Origin of the sequence: Enterobacter cloacae complex sp. IR5441 (assembly GCF_049238215.1) — a bacterium.
GTDB lineage: Bacteria > Pseudomonadota > Gammaproteobacteria > Enterobacterales > Enterobacteriaceae > Enterobacter > Enterobacter hormaechei_C.
Genome location: NZ_JBMKIA010000011.1, coordinates 48143 through 71190 on the forward strand (window position 1 = coordinate 48143; position 23048 = coordinate 71190).

Below are 23048 nucleotides of genomic sequence, written 5' to 3' on the forward strand. Positions count from 1 at the left end.
ATAATCTTTCCCTGCACCGAGATGTTCGCTTGCAGGGAAAGCGTCCCTGTTGTCTCTTCCCCTGTAATCATCTTCATGTCACATTTTGTGCGTAATTTATTCACTGTTGCACCTGGAACTTGTGGATAAAATCACTGTCTGATAAAAGAGTGAATGCTAATCTCGTTGCTCAAACGCTTTGGCATGGTTGTTGCCTGACGGGGACAACCTGGACCAGAAGAAACATTGAGAGGAATGAATGACCAAAGAAATGCAAACTTTAGCTTTAGCCCCTGTTGGTAACCTGGAATCTTACATCCGGGCTGCGAACACCTGGCCGATGTTAACGGCTGAGGAAGAAAAGGAGCTTGCTGAAAAGCTGCATTACCAGGGCGATCTGGAAGCAGCTAAAACGCTGATCCTGTCTCACCTGCGCTTTGTTGTTCACGTTGCTCGTAATTATGCGGGCTACGGCCTGCCGCAGGCGGACCTGATTCAGGAAGGTAACATTGGCCTGATGAAGGCGGTACGTCGCTTTAACCCGGAAGTGGGTGTGCGACTCGTCTCCTTCGCCGTGCACTGGATCAAAGCGGAAATTCACGAATACGTCCTGCGTAACTGGCGTATTGTGAAAGTCGCCACGACGAAAGCGCAGCGCAAACTGTTCTTCAACCTGCGTAAAACCAAGCAGCGTCTGGGCTGGTTCAATCAGGATGAAGTGGAAATGGTGGCGCGCGAGCTGGGCGTTTCCAGCAAAGACGTCCGCGAGATGGAATCCCGTATGGCCGCGCAGGACATGACGTTTGATATGTCTGCCGACGATGACGCGTCCGACAGCCAGCCGATGGCCCCGGTTCTGTATCTACAGGATAAAACCTCTAACTTTGCTGACGGCATTGAAGAGGATAACTGGGAAGACCAGGCGGCGAACAAGCTGACCTTCGCGATGGAAGGCCTCGACGAGCGTAGCCAGGATATTATTCGTGCCCGCTGGCTGGACGAAGATAACAAGTCCACGTTGCAGGAACTGGCCGACCGCTACGGCGTCTCCGCTGAACGTGTGCGTCAGCTTGAGAAAAACGCCATGAAAAAACTTCGCGCCGCTATCGAAGCGTAATTTCCGCGAAGTACACCGAGAACCCTCGAATGCAAATTCGGGGGTTTTGTTTTTTTAGCGCCCGCTCTGGCGAATTTCTTCCCCCTGGCAAACACTTACTGATGCGCTAAGCAGGCGACTTTCAGAGGGTGACAGGGTGAAAAATAACGAACTGAACGACCGGCGTTTACAGGCGACGCCGCGCGGTATCGGCGTCATGTGTAACTTCTATGCCGATAAAGCCGAAAACGCCACGGTGTGGGACGTGGAAGGTAACGAGTATATTGATTTTGCCGCCGGGATCGCCGTGCTGAATACCGGGCATCGCCATCCTAAAGTTATCGCCGCCATCGAAAAACAGCTTCACGCCTTTACCCATACCGCTTATCAAATCGTCCCCTATGAAGGTTATGTGGCGCTTGCCGAGCGCATCAACCAGCGCGTACCCATAGAGGGGCCAGCCAAAACCGCCTTCTTCTCAACGGGGGCGGAAGCGGTCGAAAACGCGGTGAAAATCGCCCGCGCGTACACCAGACGTCCCGGCCTTATCACCTTCGGCGGCGCGTTCCACGGCCGTACCTTTATGACCATGGCGATGACCGGCAAAGTGGCGCCCTATAAGCTCGGCTTCGGCCCGTTCCCCGGCTCGGTGTACCACGCGCAATTCCCCAACAGCCTGCACGGGGTGAGTACCGCCGAAGCGCTAAAAAGCCTGGAGCGCATCTTCAAAGCCGATATCGCGCCCGATCAGGTGGCGGCAATCATTATTGAACCGGTTCAGGGCGAGGGCGGGTTCAACGTCGCGCCCGCTGATTTTATGCAGGCGCTGCGTGCCCTGTGCGATACCCACGGGATTTTACTCATTGCCGACGAAGTGCAAACCGGCTTCGCCCGTACCGGCAAGCTGTTCTCCATGGAAAACCACTGCGTGAAGCCCGATCTGATCACTATGGCGAAAAGCCTGGCGGGCGGGATGCCGCTCTCTGCCGTCTCTGGCCGGGCGGAGGTGATGGATGCGCCCGCCCAGGGCGGGCTGGGCGGCACCTACGCGGGTAACCCGCTGGCGATTGCGGCGGCCCATGCGGTGCTGGATGTGATTGACGAGGACGATCTCTGCACCCGCGCGGCGCATCTCGGGCATCATCTGGTCGAGGTGCTGAATAAAGCGAAGGATGGTTGTCCGTATATCGCCGATATCCGTGGGCAGGGCTCGATGGTGGCGGTGGAATTTACCGATCCGCAAACCGGACAGCCGTCGCCGGAATTTACCCGTCAGGTTCAGGAGCGCGCCTTAAATGAAGGTCTGTTACTTTTGAGTTGCGGCGTTTACGGCAACGTTATTCGCTTCCTCTATCCGCTCACCATCCCCGAAGCGCAGTTCCGTAAAGCGCTGGACATTATTTCCGCCTCGCTGACACGATAAAGCCAAAAGCCCGGCTGAAATGACGGTCGGGCTTATCATATTTTCATTTCAAATTAGCTATTCCAAAATCATAAAAATGGGGTATGTTTTAGCAGAGTATGCTGAAAAAGCGCGAACAGCACGCCTATAACTGAAATAAAGCGCTACACAACAACATCACAACAATCGTTATAACCATAATAATGGGGAATCTCAGGATGAACATGAAGGGTAAAGCGTTACTGGCAGGATGTATCGCGTTGGCATTCAGCACTATGGCCCAGGCCGATATTAAAGTGGCCGTGGTGGGCGCGATGTCCGGTCCGGTAGCACAGTACGGCGACCAGGAATTTACCGGCGCGGAACAGGCGGTTGCAGACATTAATGCCAAGGGCGGCATCAAGGGCGAAAAGCTGCAAATCGTAAAATATGACGATGCCTGTGACCCGAAACAGGCGGTCGCGGTGGCGAACAAAGTGGTAAACGACGGGATCAAATACGTTATCGGTCACCTGTGCTCCTCTTCCACCCAGCCCGCGTCTGACATCTACGAAGACGAAGGCATTCTGATGATCACGCCAGCCGCGACGGCGCCAGAGCTGACCGCGCGCGGCTATAAGCTGATCCTGCGTACCACCGGTCTGGACTCCGATCAGGGGCCAACCGCCGCGAAATACATCGTGGAAAAAGTGAAGCCGCAGCGCATCGCGATTGTTCATGACAAACAGCAGTACGGCGAAGGCCTGGCCCGTGCGGTGCAGGACAACCTGAAAAAAGCGAACGCCAATGTGGTGTTCTTTGACGGTATCACCGCCGGTGAGAAAGACTTCTCGACCCTGGTCGCGCGTCTGAAGAAAGAAAATATCGATTTCGTTTACTACGGCGGCTACCACCCGGAAATGGGGCAGATCCTGCGCCAGGCGCGTGCGGCGGGTCTGAAGACGCAGTTCATGGGGCCAGAAGGTGTCGCGAACGTTTCCCTGTCTAATATCGCGGGTGAATCCGCTGAAGGTCTGCTGGTGACCAAGCCGAAGAACTACGACCAGGTGCCTGCGAACAAACCTGTTGTCGATGCCATCAAGGCGAAGAAACAGGATCCAAGCGGTGCGTTCGTCTGGACCACTTACGCAGCGTTGCAGTCTCTGCAAGCGGGCCTGAACCAGTCAGCCGATCCGGCGGAGATTGCCACCTGGCTGAAAGCGAACTCGGTGGAAACCGTGATGGGGCCGCTGTCCTGGGATGAGAAGGGCGACCTGAAGGGCTTTGAGTTCGGCGTGTTTGACTGGCATGCCAACGGCACGGCGACAGACGCAAAATAAACGCAAAAAGGCAACGCAAGTTGCCTTTTTTTAATGTTTTCTCCCTCTCCCCGTGGGAGAGGGCCGGGGTGAGGGCATCAGGCCGCTCAGCCCTCTTTTGCCCGGTGGCGCTTCGCTTACCGGGCCTACAATAAGCACCTCGCAGCCGCCACCCGGCTTTCTTTTAGCGCTTCTCCCACCCGTTCGCCTGCGCCGTAAACCCTAACGCCTGCATAAACGCCGCCATCACGCCGCGATCCTCTACGCCCACGTCGGCCATCCACCAGGAGGTTACGCTCGGGTTTTCGCGGATCACCTCTTCAATCAAATACTGCCCGACCCCGCGACGACGGGTCACGTCGCGCACGCGCAGGGAGTCCAGCGCCCCTTCCGTGCCGCTCAGCGTTACGCGGACGGCGGCCAGCAGACGTTCATTAAAACGCGCGGCATAGATGCGGTGGTTTTCATCGACGGCCAGCGATGAAGGGGAATATTCCGGCCAGATCTTGCCCAGGTCGATATGATCCTGGTCGCTAAAGGTCACCAGACGCACGATAGTCAGTTTCATTAGCTGCTTGTCCAAATCAAAAAGAGTAGGGCCAGTGTACTCAATTTATTTGCTCAGGCGCTTTCTCTTTTTCTTCCCATTTACCAGGTGATTAGTTTTTTGGCAGCGCGATGGGCAGTTTGAAAACACATGGATCGAAAAATAAGCAGAATTTTAACCTGAAGGGCAGTGATTTATTCGGCGCTTTGTACCGTTATTTTATGCTGCAAACTGCGCTTTTATTTGTTTATCTCCGCCTGATTTCAGAATATTATCTTTGCTTAATCGCCTGAAAAATAGAGATTTTAGTCTGGTTTTTGACAAAAAACTGCGCTAAACCATTAAAGGCACTGGTAAAAATAGCGTTGTTCATTAAAAGTACAGAATGCTTTTTAACCATAATAAAACAAAATATAAACACGACATCACGAATGGGGATTCAGAGATGAAAAGGAACGCGAAGACGTTAATCGCGGGGATGGTCGCACTGTCGATCTCGCATGCCGCTATGGCAGACGACATTAAAGTTGCGGTAGTGGGGGCGATGTCCGGCCCTGTTGCCCAGTGGGGTGACATGGAGTTCAACGGCGCGCGTCAGGCCATCAAAGATATCAACGCCAAAGGCGGCATCAAAGGCGACAAGCTGGTAGGCGTGGAGTATGACGACGCCTGCGATCCGAAACAGGCCGTCGCGGTCGCCAACAAAATCGTTAACGATGGCATCCAGTACGTCATCGGGCACCTGTGTTCCTCCTCCACGCAGCCCGCGTCTGATATCTACGAAGACGAAGGCATCCTGATGATCACCCCGGGCGCCACTAACCCTGAGCTGACCCAGCGCGGCTACCAGCACATCATGCGTACCGCCGGTCTGGACTCCTCTCAGGGGCCAACCGCCGCCAAATACATCCTCGAAACCGTTAAGCCGCAGCGTATCGCCATCATCCATGATAAGCAGCAGTACGGCGAAGGCCTGGCGCGTTCCGTACAGGACGGCCTGAAAAAAGGCGGCGCAAACATCGTCTTCTTCGACGGCATTACCGCCGGTGAGAAAGACTTCTCCGCGCTGATCGCCCGCCTGCAAAAAGAGAATATCGACTTCGTTTACTACGGCGGCTACTACCCGGAAATGGGGCAGATGCTGCGCCAGGCACGCGCTACCGGCCTGAAAACCCAGTTTATGGGGCCAGAGGGCGTCGGTAATGCCTCCCTGTCCAACATCGCGGGCGATTCTGCCGAAGGCATGCTGGTGACGATGCCAAAACGCTATGACCAGGATCCGGCGAATAAGGCTATCGTGGATGCGCTCAAGGCGCAGAAGAAAGATCCGAGCGGTCCGTACGTCTGGATCACCTATGCCGCCGTGCAGTCTCTGGCAACGGCCATGGACCGTACCGGCAGCAAAGAACCGCTGGATCTGGTGAAAGATTTAAAAGCGCACGGGGCGAACACCGTGATTGGGCCGCTGAACTGGGATGAGAAAGGCGATCTGAAGGGATTTGAATTTGGTGTCTTTAAGTGGCACGCCGACGGGTCTTCCTCGGTCGCCAGATAATCATCCCACCGCCTGGCTCACCGGGCGGGTATAAAAAGGTTTTCTTATGTCCGAGCAGTTTCTCTACTTCTTGCAGCAGATGTTTAACGGCGTCACGCTGGGAAGCACCTACGCGCTGATCGCCATCGGCTACACGATGGTTTACGGCATTATCGGCATGATCAACTTCGCCCACGGCGAGGTGTACATGATCGGTAGCTACGTCTCCTTTATGATCATCGCCGCGCTGATGATGATGGGCATCGACAGCAGCTGGCTGCTGGTGGCCGCCGGGTTTGTCGGCGCGATTGTGATTGCCAGCGCCTACGGCTGGAGTATTGAACGGGTGGCCTACCGGCCGGTGCGCAGCTCCAAGCGCCTGATCGCGCTGATCTCCGCCATCGGTATGTCCATTTTCCTGCAAAACTACGTCAGCCTGACCGAAGGTTCACGCGACGTGGCGCTGCCAAGCCTGTTTAACGGCCAGTGGATTGTGGGGGCCAGCGAAAACTTCTCCGCCTCTGTCACCACCATGCAGCTGGTTATCTGGGTTGTGACCTTTATTGCCATGCTGGCCCTGACCCTGTTCATCCGCTACTCCCGCATGGGACGCGCCTGCCGCGCCTGCGCGGAAGATCTGAAGATGGCGAGCCTGCTCGGGATTAACACCGACCGCGTGATTGCCCTGACCTTCGTGATCGGCGCAGCGATGGCGGCGGTGGCTGGCGTGTTGCTCGGCCAGTTCTACGGCGTAATCAACCCGTACATCGGCTTTATGGCCGGGATGAAAGCCTTCACCGCGGCGGTACTGGGCGGTATTGGCAGCATTCCGGGCGCGATGATCGGCGGCCTGATCCTGGGCGTGGCCGAAGCGCTCTCCTCGGCGTACCTGAGCACCGAATATAAAGATGTGGTGTCGTTTGCCCTGCTGATTCTGGTTCTGCTGGTCATGCCTACCGGTATTCTGGGCCGTCCGGAGGTAGAGAAAGTATGAAACCGATGCATTTTGCGATGGCGCTGCTCTCTGCCGCCATGTTCTTCGTCCTGGCGGGCGTCTTTATGGGCGTCCAGTTAGGACTGGACGGCACGAAGCTGGTGGTAGATACCGCTCCCGACATCCGCTGGCAGTGGGTGTTTATCGGCACCGCGGTGGTGTTCCTGTTCCAGCTGCTGCGTCCGCTGTTCCAGAAGACGCTGAAAAACGTCTCCGGGCCGAAATTCGTCCTGCCGGCGATCGACGGTACAACGGTGAAACAGAAGCTGTTCCTTGTGGCGCTGCTGGTGGCTGCCGTGGCGTGGCCGTTTGTGGTATCGCGCGGGACGGTGGATATTGCCACCCTGACCATGATCTACGTGATCCTCGGTCTCGGCCTGAACGTGGTGGTGGGGCTGTCTGGCCTGCTGGTGCTGGGCTACGGCGGCTTCTACGCCATCGGCGCGTACACCTTCGCGCTGCTGAACCACTATTACGGCCTCGGCTTCTGGACCTGTCTGCCGCTGGCGGGGCTGGTCTCTGCCGCGGCGGGCTTCCTGCTCGGCTTCCCGGTGCTGCGCCTGCGCGGTGACTATCTGGCGATTGTGACCTTAGGCTTCGGCGAAATCGTCCGTATTCTGCTGCTCAACAATACCGAAGTGACCGGCGGTCCGAACGGCATCAGCCAGATCCCGAAACCGACCTTCTTCGGCCTGGAGTTCAGCCGTACCGCCCGCGAAGGCGGCTGGGATACCTTCAGCAATTTCTTTGGCATCAAGTACGATCCGTCCGACCGCGTGATCTGGCTCTACCTGGTGGCGCTGCTGCTGGTGGTGATTACCCTGTTCGTGATTAACCGTCTGCTGCGCATGCCGCTGGGCCGCGCGTGGGAAGCGCTGCGTGAAGATGAGATCGCCTGCCGCTCCCTCGGCCTGAACCCGACCCGCATCAAGCTGACCGCGTTTACCATCAGCGCCGCGTTTGCCGGTTTCGCCGGGACGCTGTTTGCCGCGCGTCAGGGCTTCGTCAGCCCGGAATCGTTCACCTTTGCCGAATCCGCCTTTGTACTGGCGATTGTGGTGCTGGGCGGAATGGGCTCGCAGTTCGCCGTGATCCTCGCGGCTATCCTGCTGGTGGTCTCCCGCGAGCTGATGCGCGACTTTAACGAATACAGCATGTTAATGCTGGGTGGTTTGATGGTGCTGATGATGATCTGGCGTCCGCAGGGTCTGCTGCCGATGACCCGTCCACAACTGAAGCTGAAACGCACGCAGGCGAAAGGAGAGCAGGCATGAAGCCTTTATTATCCGTTAACGGCCTGATGATGCGTTTTGGCGGCCTGCTGGCGGTCAACAATGTGAATCTGGATCTGCACAAGAAAGAGATTGTCTCCCTGATTGGCCCGAACGGCGCGGGAAAAACCACGGTCTTTAACTGTTTGACCGGCTTCTACAAGCCGACGGGCGGCACCATCATGTTGCGCGACCAGCACCTTGAAGGGCTGCCGGGCCAGCAGATTGCCCGCATGGGCGTGGTGCGTACCTTCCAGCACGTACGTCTGTTCCGCGAGATGACGGTGATTGAGAACCTGCTGGTGGCACAGCATCAGCAGCTGAAAACCGGGCTGTTCTCCGGCCTGCTGAAAACCCCGGCCTTTCGCCGCACGCAGGAGGAGGCGCTCGACCGCGCCGCGACCTGGCTCGACCGTATCGGCCTGCTCCAGCACGCCAACCGCCAGGCGAGCAACCTCGCTTACGGGGATCAGCGTCGCCTTGAGATCGTGCGCTGCATGGTGACCCAGCCGGAGATCCTGATGCTCGACGAACCAGCGGCAGGTCTCAATCCGAAAGAGACCAAAGAGCTGGACGAGCTGATTGCCGAGCTGCGCGACCATCACGACACCACCATCCTGCTGATTGAGCATGACATGAAGCTGGTGATGGGCATTTCGGACCGTATCTACGTGGTAAACCAGGGCACGCCGCTGGCAAACGGCACGCCGGAAGAGATCCGCAACAACCCGGACGTGATCCGCGCATACCTTGGTGAGGCATAAGATGGAAAAAGCGATGTTAACGTTCGACAAGGTCAACGCGCACTACGGCAAGATCCAGGCGCTGCACGACGTCAGCCTGCACATCAATCAGGGCGAAATCGTCACCCTGATTGGCGCCAACGGCGCGGGTAAAACCACGCTGCTCGGCACCCTGTGCGGCGACCCGCGCGCCACCAGCGGGCGGATTGTGTTTGACGGCAAAGATATTACCGACTGGCAGACGGCTAAGATCATGCGTGAAGCGGTGGCGATTGTCCCGGAAGGGCGCCGCGTATTCTCCCGCATGACGGTGGAAGAGAACCTGGCGATGGGCGGTTTCTTCGCCCATCGGGATGAATTCCAGACCCGCATCAAGTGGGTGTACGAACTCTTCCCGCGCCTGTGGGAGCGTCGTATTCAGCGAGCGGGCACCATGTCCGGCGGCGAGCAGCAGATGCTGGCGATTGGCCGCGCGCTGATGAGCCAGCCGCGTCTGCTGCTGCTGGACGAGCCGTCGCTTGGCCTGGCGCCGATCATTATCCAGCAGATCTTCGATACCATCGAGCAGTTGCGCAAAGAGGGGATGACCATCTTCCTCGTCGAGCAGAACGCCAACCAGGCGCTGAAGCTCGCCGACCGTGGCTATGTGCTGGAGAACGGGCGCGTGGTGCTCTCCGATACCGGTGACGCGCTGCTGGCGAACGAGGCGGTGCGGAGCGCGTACCTCGGAGGCTAAGCCGTCTGTGTTGCCCGGTGGCGCTGCGCTTACCGGGCCTACAGGGATCGACCAGGCCGGGTAAGGCGTAGCCGCCACCCGGCTTTTTTAACCACTAAACCCCTTCACACAACCATCATCCCCCTGACGCCTGGCTGTCACTTATCTGTAAACAAACAGTTATTTTTCTGTCATTCGAGCATGTCATGTTACCTCGCGAGCATAAAACGCGTGATATCGCGCATCCGGCACAATAAGAGAGATGACAATGACATCGTTACGACACACAGCTTTGGGTCTGGCACTGGGTCTGGCTTTTGCGACGAACGCAATGGCTGTGACCACCATTCCGTTCTGGCATTCCATGGAAGGGGAGTTGGGTAAAGAGGTTGACTCCCTGGCGCAGCGTTTCAACGACACCCACCCGGATTACAAAATTGTGCCGGTGTACAAAGGCAACTACGAGCAGAGCCTGAGCGCGGGCATCGCCGCCTTCCGTACCGGTAACGCGCCTGCGCTGTTACAGGTTTATGAAGTGGGCACCGCGACAATGATGGCCTCCAAAGCCATCAAGCCAGTGTACGAGGTGTTCAAAGAGGCGGGCATTAACTTTGACGAATCCCAGTTCGTGCCGACCGTCTCCGGTTATTACACCGATTCCAGAACCGGACATCTGCTGTCCCAGCCGTTTAACAGCTCCACGCCTGTGCTGTACTACAACAAAGACGCCTTCAAAAAAGCCGGTTTAGATCCGGAGCAGCCGCCAAAAACCTGGCAGGATCTGGCGGAGTACACCGCGAAGCTGAAAGCGGCGGGGATGAAGTGCGGCTACGCCAGCGGCTGGCAGGGCTGGATCCAGATTGAAAACTTCAGCGCCTGGCACGGGCTGCCGGTTGCCACCCAAAATAACGGCTTCGACGGTACCGACGCGGTGCTGGAGTTCAACAAGCCGGAGCAGGTGAAGCACATCGCGCTGCTGGAAGCACTCAACAAGAAGGGCGACTTCAGCTACTTCGGGCGTAAAGACGAATCCACCGAGAAGTTCTACAACGGCGACTGTGCCATTACCACCGCCTCGTCCGGCTCGCTGGCGGATATACGTCACTATGCCAAATTCAACTACGGCGTGGGCATGATGCCGTACGACGCTGACGTGAAGGGCGCGCCGCAAAACGCCATTATCGGCGGGGCGAGCCTGTGGGTGATGCAGGGTAAAGACAACGGCACCTACAAAGGCGTGGCTGAGTTCCTCGACTTCCTGGCGAAGCCTGAAAACGCCGCTGAGTGGCACCAGAAGACTGGCTATCTGCCGATCACCAAAGCCGCGTACGACCTGACCCGCGAGCAGGGCTTCTACAGCAAGAACCCGGGCGCGGATATCGCGACGCGTCAGATGCTGAATAAGCCGCCGTTGCCATTCACCAAAGGCCTGCGTCTGGGCAACATGCCGCAGATCCGCACCATCGTCGATGAAGAGCTGGAAAGCGTCTGGACCGGGAAGAAAACGCCACAGCAGGCGCTGGATTCAGCGGTAGAGCGCGGGAATCAGCTGCTGCGCCGCTTTGAGCAGTCGACCAAATCGTAATCGCTGAAACGCCCGGTGACGCGTAGCGATCCGGGCCTACGGGGATCGTGCGGGCTGATGCCCTCACCCCAACCCTCTCCCACGGGGAGAGGGAGAAATATTTGTAGGCCGGGTAAGGCGTAGCCGCCACCCGGCACTGTTCAGGAACCAAATCTCAATGTCCTCATCCCGTCCGGTGTTCCGTTCCCGTTGGCTGCCGTACCTGCTGGTCGCGCCGCAGCTGGTCATCACCGTTATCTTCTTTATCTGGCCTGCGGGCGAAGCGCTGTGGTACTCGGTACAAAGCGTCGATCCGTTCGGGCTTTCCAGCCAGTTTGTCGGGCTGGACAACTTTACCGCGCTGTTCCACGACAGCTACTACCTGGACTCTTTCTGGACGACGATCAAATTCAGTGCGCTGGTCACCGTGAGCGGTCTTGTCGCGTCACTGTTTTTCGCCGCGCTGGTGGATTACGTGGTACGGGGCAGCCGTCTGTATCAGACCCTGATGCTGCTGCCCTACGCCGTGGCTCCCGCCGTCGCCGCCGTGCTGTGGATCTTCCTGTTTAACCCAGGGCGCGGGCTGATTACCCACTTCCTGGGCGAATTTGGCTACGACTGGAACCACGCCCAGAACAGCGGTCAGGCGATGTTCCTGGTGGTGTTCGCCTCGGTGTGGAAGCAGATCAGCTATAACTTCCTGTTTTTCTTTGCCGCGCTACAGTCTATCCCGCGTTCGCTGGTGGAGGCTGCCGCGATTGACGGCGCAGGGCCGGTGCGCCGCTTCTTCAGGCTGTCGCTGCCGCTGATCGCCCCGGTGAGTTTTTTCCTGCTGGTGGTGAACCTGGTGTACGCCTTCTTCGACACCTTCCCGGTGATCGACGCCGCCACCGCGGGCGGCCCGGTGCAGGCAACCACCACGCTGATTTACAAGATCTACCGCGAAGGCTTTGCCGGGCTTGATCTCTCCGCCTCTGCCGCGCAGTCCGTGGTGCTGATGTTCCTCGTCATCATCCTCACGGTGGTGCAGTTCCGCTATGTCGAAAGTAAGGTGCGCTACCAATGATTGAGAACCGTCGCGGGCTGACGATTTTCAGCCATACCCTGCTGATTCTGGGCATCCTCGTCATCCTGTTCCCGCTTTACGTGGCTTTCGTCGCCGCCACGCTGGACACCAAAGCGGTGTTCGACACCCCGATGACGCTGATCCCAGGCGGGCATCTTTTCGAGAACATGAAAACTATCTGGACGCAGGGCGTGGGCGCTAACAGCGCGCCGTTCTGGCTGATGATGCTCAACAGCTTCATCATGGCGTTTGGCATCACCGTCGGCAAAATTACGGTGTCGATGCTCTCAGCGTTCGCCATCGTCTGGTTCCGCTTTCCGCTGCGTAACCTGTTTTTCTGGATGATTTTCATCACCCTGATGTTGCCGGTAGAGGTGCGTATCTTCCCGACGGTGGAAGTGATCGCCAACCTGAAGATGCTCGACAGCTACGCGGGCTTAACCCTGCCGCTGATGGCCTCGGCGACCGCCACCTTCCTGTTCCGCCAGTTCTTTATGACCCTGCCGGATGAGTTGATTGAAGCCGCGCGCATCGACGGGGCTTCGCCGATGCGCTTCTTCCGCGACATCGTGCTGCCGCTGTCGAAAACCAACCTCGCGGCGCTGTTTGTGATCACCTTTATCTACGGCTGGAACCAGTATCTGTGGCCGCTGCTGATCGTTCAGGACGTCAACCTCGGCACCGCCGTGGCAGGCATCAAAGGCATGATCGCCACCGGCGAAGGCACCACCCTCTGGAACCAGGTGATGGCGGCGATGCTGCTCACCCTTATCCCACCCGTAGTCATTGTTTTAGCCATGCAGCGCGCGTTTGTCCGCGGCCTGGTCGATAGCGAGAAATAAGATGGCAGGTTTAAAATTACAGGCAGTAACCAAAAGCTGGGACGGTAAAACCCAGGTCATTCAGCCGCTGACGCTCGACGTGGCGGACGGGGAATTTATCGTGATGGTCGGCCCGTCCGGCTGCGGCAAATCCACGCTGCTGCGTATGGTGGCCGGGCTGGAGCGCGTAACGTCCGGAGATATCTGGATTGACCGCCAGCGCGTCACCGAGATGGAACCCAAAGATCGCGGCATCGCGATGGTATTCCAGAACTATGCCCTCTATCCGCACATGAGCGTGGAAGAGAACATGGCCTGGGGGCTGAAAATCCGCGGTATGGGCAAAGGCCATATCGAGGAGCGCGTGAAAGAGGCCGCGCGCATTCTGGAGCTGGACGGCCTGCTCAAGCGCCGTCCGCGCGAGCTTTCCGGCGGCCAGCGTCAGCGCGTGGCGATGGGACGCGCCATCGTGCGCGATCCGGCGGTATTCCTGTTCGACGAACCGCTGTCAAACCTCGACGCCAAACTGCGCGTGCAGATGCGCCTTGAGCTACAGCAGCTGCATCGCCGCCTGAAAACCACGTCCCTCTATGTGACCCACGATCAGGTTGAAGCCATGACCCTCGCCCAGCGCGTGATGGTGATGAACAAAGGCATCGCCGAGCAGGTTGGCACCCCGGTGGAGGTCTACGAAAAACCGGCCAGCCGTTTTGTTGCGAGCTTTATCGGCAGCCCGGCGATGAACCTGCTGGACGGGCGGATCAATGCGGCGGGAACCCACTTCGAGCTGGAAAGCGGGATGGCGTTGCCGATCAACTGGTACTATCGTGGCTACGCCGGGCGTAAGATGACGCTTGGTATCCGCCCGGAGCATATTGGTTTGACGTCTCAGGCGGACGGCGGCGTGCCGCTGGTGATGGACACGCTGGAGATGCTGGGCGCAGACAACCTGGCGCACGGACGCTGGGGCGAGCAAAAGCTGGTGGTGCGCCTGCCGCATCAGGAGCGCCCGAAGGCAGGCAGCACGCTGTGGCTGCATATGCCGGAAAATCACCTGCACTTATTTGACGGTGAAACAGGACAACGAGTATGAGCAACTGGCCTTACCCCCACATCGTCGCCCACCGTGGCGGCGGTAAACTGGCGCCGGAAAACACCCTGGCGGCAATTGACGTTGGCGCGCGCTACGGCCACACGATGATCGAGTTCGACGCGAAGCTGTCGAAGGACGGCGAAATTTTCCTGCTGCACGACGACAATCTCGAACGCACCAGCAACGGCTGGGGCGTGGCGGGCGAACTGCCGTGGCGTGACCTGCTGAAGGTGGACGCCGGCAGCTGGTACAGCGGCGAATTTAAAGGCGAACCGCTGCCGCTGCTGGCGGAAGTGGCGGACCGCTGTCGTCAACACGGCATGATGGCCAACATCGAAATCAAACCGACCACCGGCACCGGGCCGCTGACGGGTAAAGTGATTGCCCTTGCCGCGCGCGAGCTGTGGGAAGGTATGACCGCGCCGCTGTTATCGTCGTTTGACATCGACGCGCTGGAAGCCGCACAGGCCGCCGTTCCGGAGTTGCCGCGCGGGCTGCTGCTGGATGAGTGGCGAGAAGACTGGCGCGCGCTGACGACCCGCTTAGGCTGTGTGTCGATCCACCTCAACCATAAGCTGCTGGATGAAGCGCGCGTGACGCTGTTGAAGGAGGCCGGTCTGCATATCCTGGTGTATACCGTCAACAACCCCCAGCGTGCAGCCGAGCTGCTGCGCTGGGGCGTGGAGAGCATCTGTACCGATGCGATTGACCAGATCGGGCCGAACTTTATTTATTAAGCATACTGCCGTTCTGCTGGGTCGGCAGCATGTGCTGCTGACCGCTGCTTTGCGATACCCCGCCTCCTAACATCCCACCGTTTGAGTTTGGCAGCGGCTGTTCAAGCATCTGGCCCTGCTGCACGCGCTGGGTGTTGGTATTCATCTGGTTTTGCAGGTGCTGCTGCTGCACCTGGGTCTGCGTCTTTAACTGCTGATTGAGCATCCCTTTCTGCTGCTGTTGCTGGCTCATCATCTCCGTCTGCATACGCTGCTGGCTCGGAATGACGTAGCCCGGCTGGTTCGGGTTGTTCAGGGTGTTGATTGGCTGTGCGAGCGCGGCGAACGGAAGCAGCGCGGTCAGGATCAGTAATCGTTTCATGGTTATCTCCTCCTTTGAGGCTTCTCTTAAGTTTACCCTGATTCCGGCATAACGATGATTTTTTAAGAGTTGTGAACCAGGCTTAAGCGGGGAATATGGGCCCCTTCACCTGGAGAACAATAATGATGAAACCAACCTTTTTGCGCTGGGTCGCCATCGCTGCGCTGATGGCAGGCGGCACATTTACCGTGGCGGCCAACCCGCCCGCCGCTCCTCCGGTCTCTTACGGCGTGGAGGAGGATGTTTTTCACCCCGTGCGGGCGACGCACGGCATGGTGGCCTCGGTTGACGCGCTGGCAACGCAGGTGGGCGTCGATATTCTTAAACAGGGCGGTAACGCGGTGGATGCGGCGGTCGCGGTGGGATATGCGCTGGCGGTGACGCATCCACAGGCGGGGAACCTGGGCGGCGGCGGGTTTATGATGCTGCGCACCAAAGACGGTGAAACCACGGCCATCGACTTCCGTGAGATGGCGCCGAACCAGGCCTCCCGCGATATGTTCCTCGACGATCAGGGCAATCCGGACAGTAAAAAATCCCTGACCTCGCACCTTGCCTCCGGCACGCCGGGCACCGTTGCGGGCTTCTCGCTGGCGCTGGAAAAATACGGCACGCTGCCGCTGAATAAAGTGGTGCAGCCTGCCATCAAGCTGGCGCGCGACGGCTTCGTCGTCAACGACGCGCTGGCGGACGACCTCAAAACCTACGGCAGCGAAGTTATTCCCAATCATGAGAACAGCAAGGCTATCTTCTGGAAAGACGGCGAGCCGCTGAAGAAGGGCGATAAACTGGTGCAGAAGAACCTCGCAAAAAGTCTCGAACTGATTGCCGAAAACGGACCGGACGCCTTCTATAAGGGGCCGATTGCCGATCAGATTGCCGGTGAGATGCAGAAGAACGGCGGGCTGATCACCAAAGCGGATCTGGCGGAATATAAGGCGGTGGAGCGCGAGCCGATTAGCGGCACCTATCGCGGCTACGAGGTCTTCTCCATGCCGCCGCCGTCCTCCGGGGGCATTCACATCGTGCAGATCCTCAATATTCTGGAAAACTTCGATATGCACAAGTTCGGCTTCGGTAGTGCCGATGCCATGCAGGTGATGGCGGAGGCGGAGAAGCGCGCCTACGCTGACCGCTCGGAATACCTTGGCGATCCGGACTTCGTGAAGGTGCCCTGGCAGGCGCTGACCAACAAAGCTTATGCCAAATCGATTGCCGACGAGATCGACATCAATAAGGCTAAACCGTCGAGCGAGATCCGCCCGGGCAAGCTGGCGCCGTATGAAAGTAACCAGACCACCCACTTCTCGGTGGTGGATAAAGACGGTAACGCGGTGGCGGTGACGTACACGCTTAACACCACCTTCGGCACCGGTATTGTGGCGGGCAACAGCGGTATTTTGCTGAACAACGAGATGGATGACTTCTCCGCCAAACCGGGCGTGCCGAACGTCTACGGTCTGGTCGGCGGCGATGCGAATGCGGTCGGGCCGAAGAAGCGCCCGCTGTCGTCCATGTCGCCCACCATCGTGGTGAAAGACGGCAAAACCTGGCTGGTGACCGGCAGCCCTGGCGGGAGCCGGATTATCACAACCGTGCTGCAAATGGTGGTGAACAGCATCGACTTTGGGATGAACGTTGCCGAAGCGACCAATGCGCCGCGTTTCCACCACCAGTGGCTGCCGGACGAGCTGCGCGTCGAGAAGGGCTTTAGCCCGGACACCATTAAGCTGCTTGAGCAGCGCGGGCAGAAGGTGGCGGTGAAGGAGGCGATGGGCAGCACCCAGAGCATTATGGTCGGGCCGGACGGGGCGCTGTTTGGCGCATCGGACCCGCGTTCGGTGGATGATTTAACGGCGGGGTATTGATTTTTTTGCCCGGTGGCGCTGCGCTTACCGGGCCTGGAACGGCACGAACGTAGGCCGGGTAAGGCGAAGCCGCCACCCGGCAACTCACTACTTCATCCTCGCCATATAATACGCGTCCACATACTCGCCGTTGCGCAGGGCGTAGCGCCTGCCGATGCCTTCAATCTCAAACCCGTGCTTTTTGTACACCGCGATTGCCGGTTCGTTATCCACAAACACCGTTAACTCGATGCGGTCGACGCGCAGCCAGTTGTCGCACATATCGATCATGGTGCGAATCAGCGCGCTGGCCACGCCGCGGTTATGCCACTGCGCGCCAACGCAGATACCGAAATCGGCAACGTGGCTGCGGCGTGGTCGCTGGGCGACATCAATGGTGAGGTGGCCGACCACGTTATCCTCAATGCAGGCAACCAGCTGTTTAATGCCCGGCTGCTCGCCTAGCCGCATTTGCCACATTTCCATTGAAGGATGAGGAACCTGTAGCGTGTTGTGGTACACCTCCGGCTGGGCGTGGATCTGACGAATGGCGTCGTAATCTTTCGGTTCAGCGTGGCGTATCACTATCTCACTCATTCCTTGTTCCTCAGTCAGTTAAAAGTCCCCTCCAACATCAGTGACTTTAAAAGTTGAGTCAATCGCTATTTTTTGCAAAAAGTGTTGGACAAGTGCGAATGAGAATGATTATTATTGCTCTGCATTCAGGAAGACCTTCTACGGGAACCTGAAAGCACGACATTGCTCACATTGCTTCCAGTATTACTTTAGCCAGCTTCTCGCTGGCTTTTTTTTGCCCTTTTTCTCCCTCTCCCCGTGGGAGAGGGCTGGGGTGAGGGCAAAACATGCGCTATGGTAAAACCCAGTAACCTTCCAAAAGGACTGAGCCATGACACTACATTGCGCATTTATTGGATTTGGCAAAAGCACCACGCGTTACCACCTTCCGTATGTTCTTAACCGAAAAGAGACCTGGCACGTGGCCCATATCTACCGCCGCCGCGCGAAGCCAGAAGAGCAGTCCCCGCAGTATTCCCATATTCATTTCACCAGCGATCTTGATGAGGTGCTTAACGACCCGCAGGTGAAGCTGGTGGTGGTCTGTACCCACGCCGACAGCCACTTTGACTACGCGAAACGCGCGCTGGAAGCGGGTAAAAACGTGCTGGTGGAAAAACCGTTCACCCCGACCATCGCCGAAGCGAAGGAGCTGTTCGCGCTGGCGAAAAGCAAAGGGCTGACCGTCACGCCGTACCAGAACCGTCGCTTTGACAGCTGCTTCCTGACGGCGAAAAAGGCAATTGAGAGCGGCAAACTCGGCGAGATCGTGGAAATCGAAAGCCACTTCGATTACTACCGCCCGGTGGCGGAAACCCAGCCCGGACTGCCGCAGGACGGATCGTTCTATGGTCTGGGCGTGCACACCATGGACCAGATCATCTCCTTGTTTGGCCGCCCGGACCACGTGGCGTATGACATCCGCAGCCTGCGCAATAAGGCCAACCCGGACGATACCTTTGAAGCGCAGCTGTTCTACGGCGACCTGAAAGCCATCGTAAAAACCAGCCATCTGGTGAAAATCGACTACCCGAAATTTATCGTTCACGGCAAGAAAGGCTCCTTTATCAAGTACGGTATTGACCAACAGGAGACCAGCCTGAAGGCCAATATCATGCCGGGTGAACCGGGCTTTGCGGCAGATGATTCCGTGGGCGTGCTGGAGTACGTGAACGACGAGGGCCTGACGGTCAGGGAAGAGCTGAAGCCGGAAACGGGCGACTATGGACGCGTCTACGATGCGCTGTATGACACCCTCGCCACCGGCGCGCCGAATTATGTCAAGGAATCTGACGTTCTGACCAACCTGGAAATCCTTGAACGGGCCTTTGAGCAGGCTTCTCCTGCCACGGTAACCCTCGCAAAATAAGCAAAAATGGCTCCTCTGCGCTTGTTCTAAATTTTTGAACAGAGGAGTCAATTTTCACCCTCTATGATCCCAGGGCGTTTGCGTCCACACTTACTCCATCGAAACGAACTGAGGGTGAAAACAATGATCTACTTACGCAAAGCAAACGAACGTGGTCACGCGAATCATGGCTGGCTGGACTCATGGCATTCATTCTCGTTTGCCGACTACTACGACCCGAACTTTATGGGCTTCTCCGCACTGCGCGTGATTAACGACGACGTGATTGATGCAGGCCAGGGCTTCGGTACCCACCCGCACAAAGACATGGAAATCCTGACCTATGTGCTGGAAGGGGCGGTTGAGCACCAGGACAGCATGGGCAACAAAGAGCAGGTTCCGGCGGGCGAGTTCCAGATTATGAGCGCGGGTACCGGGGTGCGTCACTCTGAGTACAACCCGAGCAAAACGGAAAAACTGCACCTGTATCAAATCTGGATCATTCCAGAAGAGACCGGCATCACGCCACGCTACGAGCAGCGCCGCTTCGACGCGAAACAGGGCAAACAGCTGGTGCTGTCCCCGGATGCGCGTGAAGGTTCCCTGAAAGTGCATCAGGATATGGAGCTGTACCGCTGGGCGCTGGCGAAAGATGAACAGTCTGTACACCAGATTGCCGCTAACCGCCGCGTGTGGATCCAGGTGGTGAAAGGTGAAGTGTCCATCAACGGCACCAAAGCGACAACCGCCGATGGCCTGGCAGTCTGGGATGAGCAGGCGCTCTCCGTGCATGCCGACAGCGAAAGTGAAATTCTGCTGTTTGACCTGCCGCCGGTCTAAATAATTTCTCAACCTTCCCTTTAAACGGGGAAGGTTGAGCTTTGTCCGTGATAAACTGAGCAAATCTCTCACTTCAAGATTTCTCAGGACGATGAAAAAGAAACGCCCCGTACTTCAGGATGTCGCCGATCGCGTCGGTGTGACCAAAATGACGGTCAGCCGTTTTTTACGTAACCCGGAACAGGTTTCCGTGGCGTTGCGTGGCAAGATTGCCGCCGCCCTTGATGAACTGGGTTATATCCCCAACCGCGCGCCCGATATTCTCTCCAATGCGACCAGCCGTGCGGTGGGCGTCCTGCTTCCTTCCTTAACCAACCAGGTATTCGCCGAAGTGCTGCGTGGCATTGAAAGCGTCACCGATGCGTTTGGCTATCAGACCATGCTCGCCCACTACGGGTACAAGCCGGAACTGGAAGAGGAACGTCTTGAATCGATGCTTTCCTGGAACATTGACGGCCTGATTTTAACGGAACGTACTCACACCCCGCGCACGCTGAAAATGATTGAAGTGGCAGGCATTCCGGTGGTGGAACTGATGGACAGCCAGTCGCCGTGCCTCGACATCGCCGTGGGGTTCGATAACTTTGAAGCGGCGCGTCAGATGACGGCGGCGATCATCGCCCGCGGTCATCGCCATGTGGCCTATCTGGGTGCGCGTCTGGATGAACGTACTATCATCAAACAGAAGGGATACGAGCAGGCGATGCTCGACGCCGGTTTAACCCCGTACAGCGTGATGGTGGAGCAATCTTCTTCTTACACGTCGGGTATTGAGCTGATGCGTCAGGCGCGACGCGAGTATCCGCAACTGGACGGTATTTTCTGCACCAACGATGACCTTGCGGTCGGCGCGGCGTTTGAGTGCCAGCGTCTGGGGCTCAAGATCCCGGATGATATGGCGATTGCCGGCTTCCACGGCCACGACATTGGCCAGGTGATGGAGCCGCGTCTGGCGAGCGTCCTGACCCCGCGTGAACGCATGGGCCGCATAGGTGCAGAACGCCTGCTGGCGCGCATTCGTGGTGAGGCAGTTACTCCTAAAATGTTAGATTTAGGTTTCACCTTGTCACCAGGTGGATCTATTTAATCCGACAAATTTGAAGTAGCTCACACTTATTCACTTCGCGCACGTTTGGATATTGCTTCTCATATGCCCCGGCAGGACAATGTTACCGATAACTGTTACCCGTAACAATTGACTGAGGGACACCCTTTGAGCACGACTAATCACGATCACCACGTTTACGTCCTGATGGGCGTGTCCGGTAGCGGTAAATCTGCCGTGGCGAGCGAAGTGGCGCATCAACTCCAGGCTGCGTTTCTTGATGGTGACTTCCTCCATCCGCGCAGCAACATCATGAAAATGGCTTCCGGCGAGCCGCTGAACGACGACGACCGCAAACCGTGGTTGCAGGCGCTGAATGACGCCGCGTTCGCGATGCAGCGCACCAATAAAGTCTCCCTGATCGTCTGTTCCGCGCTGAAAAAAACCTATCGCGATCTGCTGCGCGATGGCAACCCGAACCTCTCTTTCATCTACCTGAAAGGCGATTTCGGGGTAATTGAAAGCCGCCTGAAGGCGCGTAAAGGCCACTTCTTCAAAACCCAGATGCTGGTCACGCAGTTCGAAGCGTTGCAGGAGCCGGGTGCTGACGAACAGGATGTCTTAGTGGTTGATATCGATCAGCCGCTGGAAGGTGTTGTTGCCAGCACCATCGAGGTTATTAATAAAAGGCAGTAAGTTTTGAGTACATTAACGCTAGTTTTGACAGCAGTGGGTTCCGTATTGCTGCTGCTGTTTTTAGTGATGAAGGCACGTATGCACGCCTTCGTGGCTTTGATGGTGGTTTCTATTGGTGCCGGTCTCTTTTCCGGCATGCCGCTCGACAAAATCGCGGCGACGATGGAAAAAGGGATGGGCGGCACGCTCGGCTTCCTGGCCATTGTGGTGGCGCTGGGCGCGATGTTTGGCAAGATTTTGCACGAGACGGGCGCGGTCGATCAGATTGCGGTCAAGATGCTGAAATCCTTCGGGCACAGCCGTGCGCACTACGCGATTGGTCTGGCCGGTCTGATTTGCGCGCTGCCGCTGTTCTTTGAAGTGGCCGTTGTGCTGCTGATTAGCGTGGCGTTCTCCATGGCGCGGCATACTGGTACCAACCTCGTGAAGCTGGTCATTCCGCTGTTTGCGGGCGTGGCGGCGGCGGCGGCGTTCCTGCTGCCGGGGCCTGCGCCGATGCTGCTGGCCTCCCAGATGCATGCTGACTTTGGCTGGATGATCCTGATTGGCCTGTGCGCGGCAATTCCGGGGATGATTATCGCCGGTCCGCTGTGGGGCAACTTCATCAGCCGTTACGTTGAGCTGCACATTCCGGATGACATCTCCGAGCCGCACCTGGGCGAGGGCAAAATGCCATCCTTCGGCTTCAGCCTGTCGCTGATCCTGCTGCCGCTGGTGCTGGTGGGCCTGAAAACCATCGCTGCGCGCTTTGTGCCGGTGGGGTCAACCGCTTACGAATGGTTCGAATTTATTGGTCATCCGTTCACCGCGATCCTGGTGGCGTGTCTGGTAGCAATTTACGGCCTGGCGATGCGTCAGGGCATGCCGAAAGACCGCGTGATGGAGATCTGTGGTGCCGCGCTGCAACCGGCGGGGATTATCCTGCTGGTGATCGGGGCGGGCGGCGTGTTTAAGCAGGTGCTCGTGGATTCCGGCGTTGGCCCGGCGCTGGGTGAAGCGCTGACCGGGATGGGGCTGCCGATTGCAGTCACCTGTTTCGTGCTGGCCGCGGCGGTACGTATCATTCAGGGCTCCGCGACCGTAGCGTGCTTAACCGCCGTGGGTCTGGTGATGCCGGTGATTGAACAGCTGAACTACTCCGGTGCGCAGATGGCGGCGCTCTCTATCTGTATCGCGGGTGGCTCGATTGTGGTTTCTCACGTGAACGACGCGGGCTTCTGGCTGTTCGGTAAATTTACCGGCGCAACCGAAGCGCAAACCCTGAAAACCTGGACGCTGATGGAAACCATCCTCGGCACGACGGGTGCGGTTGTCGGGATGATTGCGTTTACGCTGCTGAGCTAATCCCGGTTTTCTCCCTCTCCCCGTGGGAGAGGGCTGGGCTGAGGGCATCAGGCCGCAGAGGGCGTATTTTGTCGGGTGGCGGCTTCGCCTTACCCGACCTACAAAAAACTTAGGTCCCGTAGGCCGGGTAA

At 57.7% G+C, this 23048-nt stretch carries 22 protein-coding genes; 19 read left to right on the forward strand and 3 right to left on the reverse strand.

What is annotated here, in order from left to right; translation table 11 throughout:
• Window positions 1–238: 238 nt before the first annotated feature.
• From rpoH to livJ, 3 genes are all read left to right on the forward strand, one after another.
• Entirely contained in the window at window positions 239–1096 is an 858-nt protein-coding gene (rpoH, locus tag ACOTX5_RS13840) for an RNA polymerase sigma factor RpoH (protein WP_000159624.1), read from the forward strand.
• A 136-nt stretch (window positions 1097–1232) separates the two neighbouring features.
• Window positions 1233–2498: a 4-aminobutyrate--2-oxoglutarate transaminase gene (locus ACOTX5_RS13845; RefSeq protein ID WP_045910909.1), complete on the forward strand. Its 1266-nt coding sequence runs from the start codon at window positions 1233–1235 to the stop codon at window positions 2496–2498.
• Between the two features lie 197 nt (window positions 2499–2695).
• A complete protein-coding gene (gene livJ, locus ACOTX5_RS13850; protein WP_015571474.1) occupies window positions 2696–3796 on the forward strand; it encodes a branched chain amino acid ABC transporter substrate-binding protein LivJ in 1101 nt (366 codons plus the stop codon).
• Between the two features lie 163 nt (window positions 3797–3959).
• On the opposite strand, the gene panM is transcribed toward livJ, so the two are convergent.
• Window positions 3960–4343, reverse strand: a complete 384-nt coding sequence (panM, locus tag ACOTX5_RS13855; protein ID WP_003861532.1) for an aspartate 1-decarboxylase autocleavage activator PanM — start codon at window positions 4341–4343, stop codon at window positions 3960–3962.
• A gap of 424 nt (window positions 4344–4767) precedes the next feature.
• Between panM and livK the strand changes: the two genes are divergently transcribed.
• From livK to ugpQ, 10 genes are all read left to right on the forward strand, one after another.
• Window positions 4768–5877 (forward strand): high-affinity branched-chain amino acid ABC transporter substrate-binding protein LivK, encoded by a 1110-nt coding sequence (gene livK / locus ACOTX5_RS13860; protein ID WP_023307130.1) that lies wholly within the window; start codon window positions 4768–4770, stop codon window positions 5875–5877.
• A 46-nt stretch (window positions 5878–5923) separates the two neighbouring features.
• Window positions 5924–6850, forward strand: coding sequence for a high-affinity branched-chain amino acid ABC transporter permease LivH (livH, locus tag ACOTX5_RS13865; RefSeq protein WP_003861540.1), 927 nt, complete (start codon window positions 5924–5926; stop codon window positions 6848–6850).
• Window positions 6847–8124 carry a high-affinity branched-chain amino acid ABC transporter permease LivM gene (locus ACOTX5_RS13870; protein ID WP_023295546.1) on the forward strand — a complete coding sequence of 426 codons (1278 nt, stop codon included), beginning with the start codon at window positions 6847–6849 and terminating at the stop codon, window positions 8122–8124. The genes livH and ACOTX5_RS13870 overlap by 4 nt, the downstream gene beginning before the upstream one ends.
• Window positions 8121–8885, forward strand: coding sequence for a high-affinity branched-chain amino acid ABC transporter ATP-binding protein LivG (gene livG, locus ACOTX5_RS13875; RefSeq protein WP_003861544.1), 765 nt, complete (start codon window positions 8121–8123; stop codon window positions 8883–8885). The genes ACOTX5_RS13870 and livG overlap by 4 nt, the downstream gene beginning before the upstream one ends.
• A 1-nt stretch (window position 8886) precedes the next feature.
• Window positions 8887–9600 carry a high-affinity branched-chain amino acid ABC transporter ATP-binding protein LivF gene (gene livF, locus ACOTX5_RS13880; protein WP_015571469.1) on the forward strand — a complete coding sequence of 238 codons (714 nt, stop codon included), beginning with the start codon at window positions 8887–8889 and terminating at the stop codon, window positions 9598–9600.
• A gap of 247 nt (window positions 9601–9847) precedes the next feature.
• Window positions 9848–11164 carry a sn-glycerol-3-phosphate ABC transporter substrate-binding protein UgpB gene (ugpB, locus tag ACOTX5_RS13885; protein WP_045333883.1) on the forward strand — a complete coding sequence of 439 codons (1317 nt, stop codon included), beginning with the start codon at window positions 9848–9850 and terminating at the stop codon, window positions 11162–11164.
• 157 nt (window positions 11165–11321) lie between these two features.
• Window positions 11322–12209, forward strand: a complete 888-nt coding sequence (gene ugpA, locus ACOTX5_RS13890) for a sn-glycerol-3-phosphate ABC transporter permease UgpA (RefSeq protein ID WP_003861551.1) — start codon at window positions 11322–11324, stop codon at window positions 12207–12209.
• The gene (gene ugpE / locus ACOTX5_RS13895) at window positions 12206–13051 is read left to right on the forward strand and encodes a sn-glycerol-3-phosphate ABC transporter permease UgpE (RefSeq protein WP_045347706.1); all 846 of its coding nucleotides are present in this window, start codon (window positions 12206–12208) and stop codon (window positions 13049–13051) included. Before ugpA ends, ugpE begins: the two co-directional genes overlap by 4 nt.
• A 1-nt stretch (window position 13052) precedes the next feature.
• Window positions 13053–14123 (forward strand): sn-glycerol-3-phosphate import ATP-binding protein UgpC, encoded by a 1071-nt coding sequence (locus ACOTX5_RS13900; RefSeq protein ID WP_045910908.1) that lies wholly within the window; start codon window positions 13053–13055, stop codon window positions 14121–14123.
• The gene (gene ugpQ / locus ACOTX5_RS13905) at window positions 14120–14860 is read left to right on the forward strand and encodes a glycerophosphodiester phosphodiesterase (protein WP_045910907.1); all 741 of its coding nucleotides are present in this window, start codon (window positions 14120–14122) and stop codon (window positions 14858–14860) included. Before ACOTX5_RS13900 ends, ugpQ begins: the two co-directional genes overlap by 4 nt.
• Here the strand turns inward: ugpQ and ACOTX5_RS13910 are convergent.
• Window positions 14850–15221, reverse strand: coding sequence for a DUF2756 family protein (locus ACOTX5_RS13910; RefSeq protein WP_015571465.1), 372 nt, complete (start codon window positions 15219–15221; stop codon window positions 14850–14852). The genes ugpQ and ACOTX5_RS13910 overlap by 11 nt on opposite strands.
• A gap of 125 nt (window positions 15222–15346) precedes the next feature.
• Here ACOTX5_RS13910 and ggt point away from each other — a divergent pair, with 125 nt between their 5' ends.
• Window positions 15347–17089 (forward strand): gamma-glutamyltransferase, encoded by a 1743-nt coding sequence (ggt, locus tag ACOTX5_RS13915; protein ID WP_045910938.1) that lies wholly within the window; start codon window positions 15347–15349, stop codon window positions 17087–17089.
• 87 nt (window positions 17090–17176) lie between these two features.
• On the opposite strand, the gene yhhY is transcribed toward ggt, so the two are convergent.
• Complete coding sequence (gene yhhY / locus ACOTX5_RS13920) at window positions 17177–17665, reverse strand: N-acetyltransferase (protein ID WP_045910906.1); 489 nt, start codon at window positions 17663–17665, stop codon at window positions 17177–17179.
• Window positions 17666–17975: 310 nt separating this feature from the next.
• Here yhhY and ACOTX5_RS13925 point away from each other — a divergent pair, with 310 nt between their 5' ends.
• From ACOTX5_RS13925 to gntU, 5 genes are all read left to right on the forward strand, one after another.
• Complete coding sequence (locus ACOTX5_RS13925; protein ID WP_045333876.1) at window positions 17976–19013, forward strand: oxidoreductase; 1038 nt, start codon at window positions 17976–17978, stop codon at window positions 19011–19013.
• A gap of 123 nt (window positions 19014–19136) precedes the next feature.
• Window positions 19137–19832: a pirin family protein gene (locus ACOTX5_RS13930; protein WP_003861565.1), complete on the forward strand. Its 696-nt coding sequence runs from the start codon at window positions 19137–19139 to the stop codon at window positions 19830–19832.
• A 91-nt stretch (window positions 19833–19923) separates the two neighbouring features.
• On the forward strand, window positions 19924–20919 hold the full coding sequence (gntR, locus tag ACOTX5_RS13935) for a gluconate operon transcriptional repressor GntR (RefSeq protein WP_003861567.1): 996 nt from the start codon (window positions 19924–19926) through the stop codon (window positions 20917–20919).
• Between the two features lie 126 nt (window positions 20920–21045).
• On the forward strand, window positions 21046–21573 hold the full coding sequence (gntK, locus tag ACOTX5_RS13940) for a gluconokinase (RefSeq protein WP_003861569.1): 528 nt from the start codon (window positions 21046–21048) through the stop codon (window positions 21571–21573).
• 3 nt (window positions 21574–21576) lie between these two features.
• Window positions 21577–22917, forward strand: coding sequence for a gluconate transporter (gene gntU / locus ACOTX5_RS13945; RefSeq protein ID WP_017693851.1), 1341 nt, complete (start codon window positions 21577–21579; stop codon window positions 22915–22917).
• Window positions 22918–23048: the final 131 nt, after the last annotated feature.

What these genes read in the sequence shown, in the direction of transcription:
- ugpQ (WP_045910907.1), top strand. Translation starts at nt 14,120, where the DNA reads ATGAGCAACTGGCCTTACCCCCACATCGTCGCCCACCGTGGCGGCGGT.
- gntR (WP_003861567.1), top strand. Translation starts at nt 19,924, where the DNA reads ATGAAAAAGAAACGCCCCGTACTTCAGGATGTCGCCGATCGCGTCGGT.
- livH (WP_003861540.1), top strand. Translation starts at nt 5,924, where the DNA reads ATGTCCGAGCAGTTTCTCTACTTCTTGCAGCAGATGTTTAACGGCGTC.
- ACOTX5_RS13930 (WP_003861565.1), top strand. Translation starts at nt 19,137, where the DNA reads ATGATCTACTTACGCAAAGCAAACGAACGTGGTCACGCGAATCATGGC.
- ACOTX5_RS13925 (WP_045333876.1), top strand. Translation starts at nt 17,976, where the DNA reads ATGACACTACATTGCGCATTTATTGGATTTGGCAAAAGCACCACGCGT.
- livF (WP_015571469.1), top strand. Translation starts at nt 8,887, where the DNA reads ATGGAAAAAGCGATGTTAACGTTCGACAAGGTCAACGCGCACTACGGC.
- ACOTX5_RS13900 (WP_045910908.1), top strand. Translation starts at nt 13,053, where the DNA reads ATGGCAGGTTTAAAATTACAGGCAGTAACCAAAAGCTGGGACGGTAAA.
- panM (WP_003861532.1), bottom strand. Translation starts at nt 4,343, where the DNA reads ATGAAACTGACTATCGTGCGTCTGGTGACCTTTAGCGACCAGGATCAT.
- ACOTX5_RS13910 (WP_015571465.1), bottom strand. Translation starts at nt 15,221, where the DNA reads ATGAAACGATTACTGATCCTGACCGCGCTGCTTCCGTTCGCCGCGCTC.
- livJ (WP_015571474.1), top strand. Translation starts at nt 2,696, where the DNA reads ATGAACATGAAGGGTAAAGCGTTACTGGCAGGATGTATCGCGTTGGCA.
- livG (WP_003861544.1), top strand. Translation starts at nt 8,121, where the DNA reads ATGAAGCCTTTATTATCCGTTAACGGCCTGATGATGCGTTTTGGCGGC.
- ugpA (WP_003861551.1), top strand. Translation starts at nt 11,322, where the DNA reads ATGTCCTCATCCCGTCCGGTGTTCCGTTCCCGTTGGCTGCCGTACCTG.
- livK (WP_023307130.1), top strand. Translation starts at nt 4,768, where the DNA reads ATGAAAAGGAACGCGAAGACGTTAATCGCGGGGATGGTCGCACTGTCG.
- rpoH (WP_000159624.1), top strand. Translation starts at nt 239, where the DNA reads ATGACCAAAGAAATGCAAACTTTAGCTTTAGCCCCTGTTGGTAACCTG.
- ACOTX5_RS13870 (WP_023295546.1), top strand. Translation starts at nt 6,847, where the DNA reads ATGAAACCGATGCATTTTGCGATGGCGCTGCTCTCTGCCGCCATGTTC.
- ggt (WP_045910938.1), top strand. Translation starts at nt 15,347, where the DNA reads ATGAAACCAACCTTTTTGCGCTGGGTCGCCATCGCTGCGCTGATGGCA.
- ugpE (WP_045347706.1), top strand. Translation starts at nt 12,206, where the DNA reads ATGATTGAGAACCGTCGCGGGCTGACGATTTTCAGCCATACCCTGCTG.
- yhhY (WP_045910906.1), bottom strand. Translation starts at nt 17,665, where the DNA reads ATGAGTGAGATAGTGATACGCCACGCTGAACCGAAAGATTACGACGCC.
- ugpB (WP_045333883.1), top strand. Translation starts at nt 9,848, where the DNA reads ATGACATCGTTACGACACACAGCTTTGGGTCTGGCACTGGGTCTGGCT.